The sequence below is a fragment of the Amycolatopsis sp. NPDC004378 genome (genome assembly GCF_053602455.1).
Genome location: NZ_JBSGDR010000040.1, coordinates 39,299 through 47,218, shown reverse-complemented (window position 1 = coordinate 47,218; position 7,920 = coordinate 39,299). Strand labels below are relative to the sequence as shown.

At 73.6% G+C, this 7,920-nt stretch carries 5 protein-coding genes; 3 read left to right on the top strand and 2 right to left on the bottom strand.

Annotated elements, in window-relative coordinates; all coding sequences use genetic code 11:
- The 3 genes from ACWEN0_RS48160 to ACWEN0_RS48150 all read left to right on the top strand — a co-directional run.
- The coding region (locus ACWEN0_RS48160) for an RHS repeat-associated core domain-containing protein (protein WP_451988466.1) at nucleotides 1–4,155 on the top strand (4,155 nt) is incomplete at its 5' end.
- A gap of 51 nt (nucleotides 4,156–4,206) precedes the next feature.
- Nucleotides 4,207–4,749: a GNAT family N-acetyltransferase gene (locus tag ACWEN0_RS48155; RefSeq protein ID WP_451988465.1), complete on the top strand. Its 543-nt coding sequence runs from the start codon at nucleotides 4,207–4,209 to the stop codon at nucleotides 4,747–4,749.
- Nucleotides 4,746–6,029 (top strand): MFS transporter, encoded by a 1,284-nt coding sequence (locus ACWEN0_RS48150; RefSeq protein ID WP_451988464.1) that lies wholly within the window; start codon nucleotides 4,746–4,748, stop codon nucleotides 6,027–6,029. Before ACWEN0_RS48155 ends, ACWEN0_RS48150 begins: the two co-directional genes overlap by 4 nt.
- Here the strand turns inward: ACWEN0_RS48150 and ACWEN0_RS48145 are convergent.
- Nucleotides 6,015–7,235 carry an SGNH/GDSL hydrolase family protein gene (locus ACWEN0_RS48145; protein ID WP_451988463.1) on the bottom strand — a complete coding sequence of 407 codons (1,221 nt, stop codon included), beginning with the start codon at nucleotides 7,233–7,235 and terminating at the stop codon, nucleotides 6,015–6,017. The two genes, ACWEN0_RS48150 and ACWEN0_RS48145, sit on opposite strands and share 15 nt — an antisense overlap.
- A gap of 367 nt (nucleotides 7,236–7,602) precedes the next feature.
- Nucleotides 7,603–7,860 (bottom strand): hypothetical protein, encoded by a 258-nt coding sequence (locus ACWEN0_RS48140; RefSeq protein ID WP_451988462.1) that lies wholly within the window; start codon nucleotides 7,858–7,860, stop codon nucleotides 7,603–7,605.
- Nucleotides 7,861–7,920: the final 60 nt, after the last annotated feature.

The following is a 7,920-nucleotide window of genomic DNA, read 5'->3' as shown; positions in this document are numbered from 1 at the left end:
CCCGCGTCGAAGGGGCCCGACGACAGCACCCACACCTCCGGCGCCAAGGGTGACCCGCCCCCGAAGAGCGACCCGCCCCCCAAGACCGATCCCCCGCCCAAGACCGACCCACCCGCCGACCCCCCGCCGGCCGCCAAGGGCCCCGACGGGAACACCACGCCCTCGGGCGCGGGCAAGGGGCCCGACACCCCGCCGAAGATCAAGGACAACAACCCCAACCCGTCGGAGCACACCACCCCGGCCGCGAACCGGTCGCTGTGCGGCGACCCCATCGACGTCGCCACCGGCGCCGTCCTGCTGGAGCAGACGGACGTCCTGCTGCCCGGCGCGCTGCCGCTGGAGCTCGGCCGGACGCACCTGTCCAGCTACCGCGCGGGCCGGTTCTTCGGTCCGACGTGGACGTCCACAGTGGACGAACGGATCGAGGTCGAGCCGGACGGCCTGCACCTGGCGCTGGCCGACGGGACGCTGCTGCGCTACCCCGTGCCCCGCGGCGTGGAGCCGGTGCTGCCGGAGCAGGGACCGTACCTGGCGCTGCGCCGGGTGCGGCACGGCTTCGTCGTCGGATCGCCGCAGAGCGACCTGATGCGGTACTTCGCCGCCAAGCCGGGGGAGACCACCCTGCCGCTGCGCGCCCTGGTCGACGGCGCGGGCAACCGGGTCGTCGTGCAGCACCGCGGCGGCGTGCCGGTGGCGGTCGAGCACTCCGGGGGCTACCGGCTGGAGCTCGACTCCGCCGACGGGCTGATCACGGCGGTGCGGGTGGCCGGGGAGCCGGTCCCGCTCGCCGAATACCGCTACGACGAACGCCGCCGCCTGGTCGAAGTCACCGACGCGGCCGGCACCCCGCAGCGGTTCCGCTACGACGCCGACGGCCGGATCATCCGCTGGGAAGACGTCAACGGCCGATGGTACGGCTACCAGTACGACGCGCAGGGCCGCTGCGTCCAGGCCCGCGGCGCCGAGGGCTACCTCGACGCGACGCTGGCCTACGAGCCCGGGTCGACCTCGGTCACCGACTCCCTCGGCGCCGTCACGCGCTACCGCCTCGACGAGCAGCTGCGGGTGGTCGGCCGGACCGACGCGCTCGGCAACAGCACCAGCACCGAGCTGGACGCCTTCGGCCGGGAGATCAGCCGGACCGACGAGCTGGGGCACGTCACCCGCTGGGAGCGCGACGCCGCCGGCAACGTCACGACCGTGATCCGGGCCGACGGCACCCGGATGGTCACCGAGTACGACGAAGGCGGCCGGCCCGCCGCCGTGACCGGGCCCGACGGCGCCGTCTGGCGCTACGAGCACGACGAACGCGGCCGGCTGGTCCGGGACGTCGACCCGGCGGGCGCCGCGACGACCTACACCTACGACGAGGCCACCGGCACGATGGCCACGGTGACCGACGCCCTCGGCGGCGTCACCCGGTTCGAGTCGAACGCGGCCGGGTTGCCGGTCGCGATCACCGCGCCGGACGGCTCGGTCACCCGCTACGGCTACGACGGTCTCGGCCGGCTCGCGAGCGTCACCGACCCGGCCGGCGCCACGACCCGCACCGTGCACAACGCGGCGGGCGATCTCGTCGAGCAGGTCGACCCGGACGGTGCCGTGCACCGCTTCGGCTCGGTCGCCCTGGGCAACACCGACGAGCGGACCGACCCGCGCGGCGGGGTCAGCCGGATCGAGTACGCGCAGTTCGACCTCCCGGTCGCCGAGCAGGGCCCGGACGGCGGCGTCCTGCGCTACGGCTACGACACCGAGCTGCGCTTGACGTCGGTGACGAACGAGGCCGGGCTGGTCTGGCGCTACGAGTACGACCCGGCGGGCCGGCTCGTGCGGGAGGTCGACTACAACGGCCGCTCGCTCGACTACGCCTACGACGCGGCGGGGCGGCTCGTCCTGCGCAGCAACGGCGCCGGGCAGACCATCGCGTTCGAACGGGACGCCCTCGGGCGCGTGGTCCGGCGCCGCAGTGGCGACGAGATCGCCGAGTTCGCCTACGACGCGGCCGACCGCGTGGTCACCGCCCGCAACGCCCACAGCGAGGTCCGCTTCGCCTACGACGCGCTCGGCCGGGTGGTCAGCGAGTCGGTCAACGGCCGGGCGGTGCTGTCGGCCTACGACGTGCTCGGCCGCCGGACCCACCGGCGCACGCCGACCGGGGCCGAAGCGGTGTTCGCCTACGACGCCCGCGGCCGCGCGACGTCGCTGGCCAGCGGCGGGCGCACGCTGCAGTTCGGCTACGACGCGGCCGGGCGCGAAACCGCGCGCCGGCTGGTCACCCGGTACGGCGTCGCCGCGGAGCTCCAGCAGGCCTGGACGCCGGCGGGGCAGCTGGCGGCCCAGACCGTGCGCCGGGGCGAAGCCACGGTGCAGCGCCGGGAATACGGCTACCTGCCCGACGGGCACCTCGCCACGGTGACCGACCTGATTTCCGGGCCGCGCAGCCTCGAGGTGAGCCCGACCGGCCGGGTGCTCGCCGTCCGCGGCGCCCGCTGGCACGAGAGCTACGGCTACGACGTCTCGGGCGCGATCACCACCGCCGACTGGCCGGGCGCACCGGAGGCGAGCGGCCCGCGCGGCTACCGCGGCACGTTGCTCACCGCGGCCGGCGCCACCCGCTACACCCACGACGCCGAAGGCCGTGTCGTGGCCCGGGAACGCGGCGGCCGGCGCTGGGAATACCGCTGGAGTGCGGAAAACCGGCTCACCGCCGTCCGCACGCCCGACGGCGCCACGTGGCAGTACCGGTACGACGCGGTCGGACGGAGGATCGCCAAGCAGCGGCTGGACGCGGCGGGCGCGGTCGTCGAGCAGGTCGAGTTCGCCTGGGACGGCACCCTGCTCGCCGAACAGGTGCACGGCACCCCCGGCGGCCCGCTGGTCGCGACCGTCTGGGACTGGGCGCCGGACGCCGAGCGCCCGCTCGCGCAGACCGAACGCGTGCTCGGCGACGGCACCGACCGGTTCCACGCCGTGCTGACCGACCTGGTCGGCTCGCCCGCGGAGCTGCTCGACGAGACCGGCGCGCTGGCCGGGCACCAGCACACGGCGCTCTGGGGCGCGATGGTGTCCGCGGGCGGCCAGGCCGGCACCCCGCTGCGGTTCCCCGGGCAGTACCACGACCCGGAGACCGGGCTGCACTACAACCTGCACCGCTACTACGACCCGGAGACCGGGCGGTTCGTCTCGCACGACCCGCTGGGGCTGACCCCGGATCCGGATTCGCTGGCCTACGTCGGCAACCCGACCGCCATGATCGACCCGCTAGGGCTCGCGAAGGCGACCCCGTGCTCGATGGCGGGCGCGGGCGGCGGCGGGGGCGGGAAGAAGCCGAACCCGAACCACTTCCACCCGTACAGCAAGCCGAACGGCGGGCTGAACAAGGGCAAGCGCCGGGCGCACAAGTACCCGGAAGGCAGCTACGGCGACAAGGACTTCGAGCGCAAGCGGCTGGAGAACAAGTTCGGGTCGAAGATCGACGGCAACTCGACCCACCAGTCCGAGCACACCGCGGGCTTCGACGTCCTCAACGACAACGGCGCCCCCGGCAAGGTGGCCCGCAAGGACGGCCGGGACCTCGAGAACAACGCGTGGGCGTACTACGAGGAGCACGGCGCCCACCGCGCCCACCCGGGCACCGGCACCAGCCACGCCGTGCACGACTCGGGGTGGAACGCGCCGACCTACCGGCGGGACCAGCGGGCCGCGATCGAGAACAACGACCCGAACACCGCCGTCCAGCTCAACCAGCTCGGGTACGCGCACCAGCCGGGCTTCCAGGGCAACCACGCCGACCCGGCCGTCCGGAACCGGATGGACATGGCCGACGACTCGTACCACCAGATGGTCAACGACGTCCACGCCGGCGGCGAAGGGATGCGGTACAACCCGCGTCCGGGCGCGGCCGTCCCGGACGGCGGCGCGAACGTGCCGGGCACCGGCCACGTCACCACCCGGCCGTTGACCGACGCCGACGCGTTCGAGCTGCACGAAGCCCGCAACGCGGCCCGCACCGGCAACTGGCCGGCGGGCGACGACGTCTGGCAGCGCTACTACCGCGACCCGACGCCGGAGGACTGGGCCCGGCTGGAGCGGGGTGACTTCGACCCGCCGCAGCTGCCCCCGATCAAGCCGGGGAGCCCGATGAACCTGGACTAGCGGCCGGGCGGCACGCTCGACAGACGGCCTCCGGGGGTCGACACTGGGCCGATGACCGGCCTGATCACCGGAAGCCGTGTCCGCCTGCGCCCCGCCGCAGCCGCGGACGCCGCCCGGTTCGAGGAGATCCTGTCGCACCCGGACATCGCCCGCTGGTGGGCGGACGCCGAGGAACCGGTGGCCGCCCAGGTGTCCTACCTGCTGGACCCCGACGAGGGCACCACGACCTACGCCATCGAGCACGACGACGTCATCGTGGGCATCGAGCTGGCCTTCGAGGAAGCCGACCCGCAGTACCGGCACGCGGGGATCGACATCGCGGTGCACCCGGACTGGCAGGGCCACGGCCTGGGCTCCGACGCCATCCGCACGCTGGCCGAGCACCTGTTCACCGTGCGCGGGCACCACCGGGTGGTGATCGATCCCGCGGCCGACAACAAGGCGGCCATCAAGCTGTACCAGTCCCTCGGCTTCCAGCCGGTCGGGACGATGCGCGCGTACGAGCGCGGGCCGGATGGCAGCTGGCACGACGGCCTGCTGATGGACCTGCTCGCCGAAGACCTCGTCCCCGCCGCGGCGCTGAGCGGGTCGTGAGCGCGGCGGCCCCGGCTGCCGCGGACCGGCAGCTGCGGCGGGTCGCCGTCGCGAGCGCCATCGGGACCACGATCGAGTGGTACGACTACTTCATCTACAGCACGGCGACCGCGCTCGTGTTCGGCAAGCTGTTCTTCACCTCGCTTTCGCCCGCGTCCGGCACGCTCGCCGCGTTCGCGACGCTCGGCGTCGGGTTCCTGGCCCGTCCGGTCGGCGGGGTCCTGTGGGGCCACTTCGGCGACCGCGCCGGCCGCAAGGCGATGCTGGTGCTGTCCCTGCTCCTGATGGGCGTCGCGACGGTCGGGGTCGGCCTGCTCCCGACGTACTCCGCGATCGGGGTGTGGGCGCCGATCCTGCTGCTGGTGCTGCGGCTGCTCCAAGGGCTCAGCGCGGGTGGCGAGTGGGGCGGGGCCGCGCTGATGGCCGTCGAGCACGCCCCGGAAGGCAAACGCGGCCAGTACGGCGCGTTCTCGCAGATCGGCGTCCCGGCCGGGCTGATCCTGGCGCAGCTGCTGTTCTTCGTCCTCGGCCGGTCCCTCACCGACGCGCAGTTCGCGGCGTGGGGCTGGCGGGTGCCGTTCCTGGCGAGCATCGTGCTCGTCGGCGTCGGCCTGGTGATCCGGCTGCGGATCGAGGAATCCCCGGTGTTCGCGCAGCTGCGCGAGTCCGGCGCGCGAAGCAGCAAGCCGATGGTCGACGTCCTGCGCGAGCGGCCCAAGGCGCTGCTGGTGGCGTCGGGCAGCTTCATCGCGAACACGGCGATCGGGTACATCTTCCTGGCGTACCTGCTGTCCTACGGCACGTCCGTGCTGAAGATCGACCGCACCACGTTGCTGGTGGTGGTGATCGTGGGCAGCGTGACGTGGCTGGTGAGCATCCTCGTCACGGCGGCCTGGTCCGACCGGGCCGGGCGCAAGCCGGTGTACCTGGCCGGGTCGGTGCTGCTGGTCGTCTGGCCGATCCCGTTCTTCCTGCTGGTGGACACCAAGGCCACGGGCTGGCTGATCGTCGCGGTGGTGGTGCTGAACATCGGCCTCGGCGCGACGTACGGCCCGCAGTCGGCGTTGTTCGCGGAGCTGTTCGAGCCGCGCTACCGCTACAGCGGCGCTTCGTTCTCCTACGCGGTGGGCGCGGTGCTGGGCGGCGGGTTCGCGCCGCTGATCGCGACGGCGTTGCAGACCTCCACCGGGACGTCGCTTTCGGTGTCGCTCTACCTCGTCGCCGTGGCGGTCCTGAGCCTGGTGGCGGTGCTGTTCATCCCGCGGTCAGAGCCGGTCTAGGCGGACGGCGGCGGCCATCCGCTCGTAGCCCGCGTCGCCCGGGTGGAGGTGGTCGCCCGAGTCGTAGGCCGGCAGCATCCGCAGCGGGTCGGCCGGGTCGCGGACCGCCGCGTCGAAGTCGACGACGCCGTCGAACACGCCGCTGGTGCGGATGAACGTGTTCACCGCCGTGCGGGTCGCTTCGAGGGTGTCGTCGTAGACCCGCCAGCCCTTGAACGGCGTGAGCGTGCCGCCGAGGACGCGGATGCCGCGGGCGTGGGCCTGCGCGACGAGCTGGCGGTAGGCCGAGGTGATCGCGTCCGGGTCGGTCTGGTGCGGGTCCTGCTGGATGTCGTTGATGCCTTCGAGCACGATCAGCGTCCGCACGCCGCCGACGCTCAGCACGTCGCGGTCGAAGCGGGACAATGCGTTCTGGCCCGCGCCGTCGCCGGGCTTGTCGAGCAGCAGCCGGTTGGCGCTGATGCCGGCGTTGAGCACGCCCAAGCGGCCGTGCAGGCGATCGGCCAGGTAGTCCGGCCAGCGGTGGTTGGCCCCGGCGGCGGACCCGACGCCGTCGGTGATCGAGTCGCCGAGCGTCACGATCGAAGCCTCGGCGCCGCCCTGGACGTCGACACCGGAAACGTAGTGCCACACGGAGGTCTGCTCGGTGTAGGGCGCGCCCGACTCGCTGCCGGCGAAGTCCCCCGCGCGGGTGAAGTACGACGTCTGCGACGCGGCCGGGTGATAGGTGACCGGGCCGGACTTCGCCGGCACGTACGTCGTCACGAGCAGGTTGGCGTCGGCCGGGATCCGCACGTCCGCCGGGTCGCTCAGCGCTTCGGCGCCGGCCGGGACCACGACGCTCGCGGCGCCGCCGAACGTCAACGACCGCAGCGTTCCCGGCACCGCGTCCGCGCCGGTGCCCTGCACGGCGATCGTGACGTGCCCGAAGGTCAGGGGAGCGGCGCCGAAGGCGTTCGAGAGGTGGACGCGGGCCCGGCTGCCGCCGGCGCTGGAGTGCACGACGTTGCGGATCGAGAAACCCGGGTAGCCGTCCGGGGTGTTGGCGACCCCGGCCGCGGGCGCCGCGGCCCACGTCCCGACCCAGCCGCCCACGGCGTGCTCGGCGGTCGCCGGGAAAGCGCTGTCCGGGTTCGCGCTGCCGGACGTCGTGAGGATGCCCAGCCCCGCCAGTACCGCCGCGCTCACAGCCAGGAAGCGTCGCATGCACTCACAGTGGCTCGGCTGCTCCGGACCAGGGACCGCTGATCAGGTGAGCGACCGGACAAGATCCCGGACAGTGCGGGGGCGGGCCCGTCCGGGATTCTGGGGATGCCGGACGGGCCCGCGCGAGGTGGCCGTTGCCGCGACGGCCGCTCGCCGGAGTGCCCGGTCCCGATCGGGCGGAGGCTGGCCCGGATCGTTGCGTCGTGGCAACTCCGGAGGGCGTGTGCGAGACGCCCTCACCCCAAGCACGGCCACCGGCCCCGCGCGGTTCAGCGCACGCCCGAGGTTTCTCGCCCCGTCGATCGCCGAACGCCGTGAAGGCCATCCGGGGAGACTCGGAGTCTCTCCGGATGGCCTTCACGGCGTTTCAGGCTGCTGCGGGAAACCCGCCGAGCGCGCGGTGCCCGGCGTCGGTCAGCTCGGCCGGCGCCCACTGGCCGGGGGCGACGATCGTGGTCGCCCGGACCAGCCCGGCGCGGGCGAGGTCGTGGGCGGTGTTCTGGTCGCAGCACGACAGCCCGTCCACGCGGAGGTCGGGTTCGCAGCTGCAGCGGAGCTCGGCACGGCCGTCGGCGATCGCCTTGAGCATGGCGATCGCGCGGCGGCTCAGCGGAGAGGTGGACATCGGTCTGGCCTTTCATCGCGGCTGGGACTGGTGGCGAGGTGCTGCAGCTCGTTACCCAGG

Coding starts and splice junctions, on each gene's coding strand:
- ACWEN0_RS48155 (WP_451988465.1), top strand. CDS start 4,207: ATGACCGGCCTGATCACCGGAAGCCGTGTCCGCCTGCGCCCCGCCGCA.
- ACWEN0_RS48140 (WP_451988462.1), bottom strand. CDS start 7,860: ATGTCCACCTCTCCGCTGAGCCGCCGCGCGATCGCCATGCTCAAGGCG.
- ACWEN0_RS48145 (WP_451988463.1), bottom strand. CDS start 7,235: ATGCGACGCTTCCTGGCTGTGAGCGCGGCGGTACTGGCGGGGCTGGGC.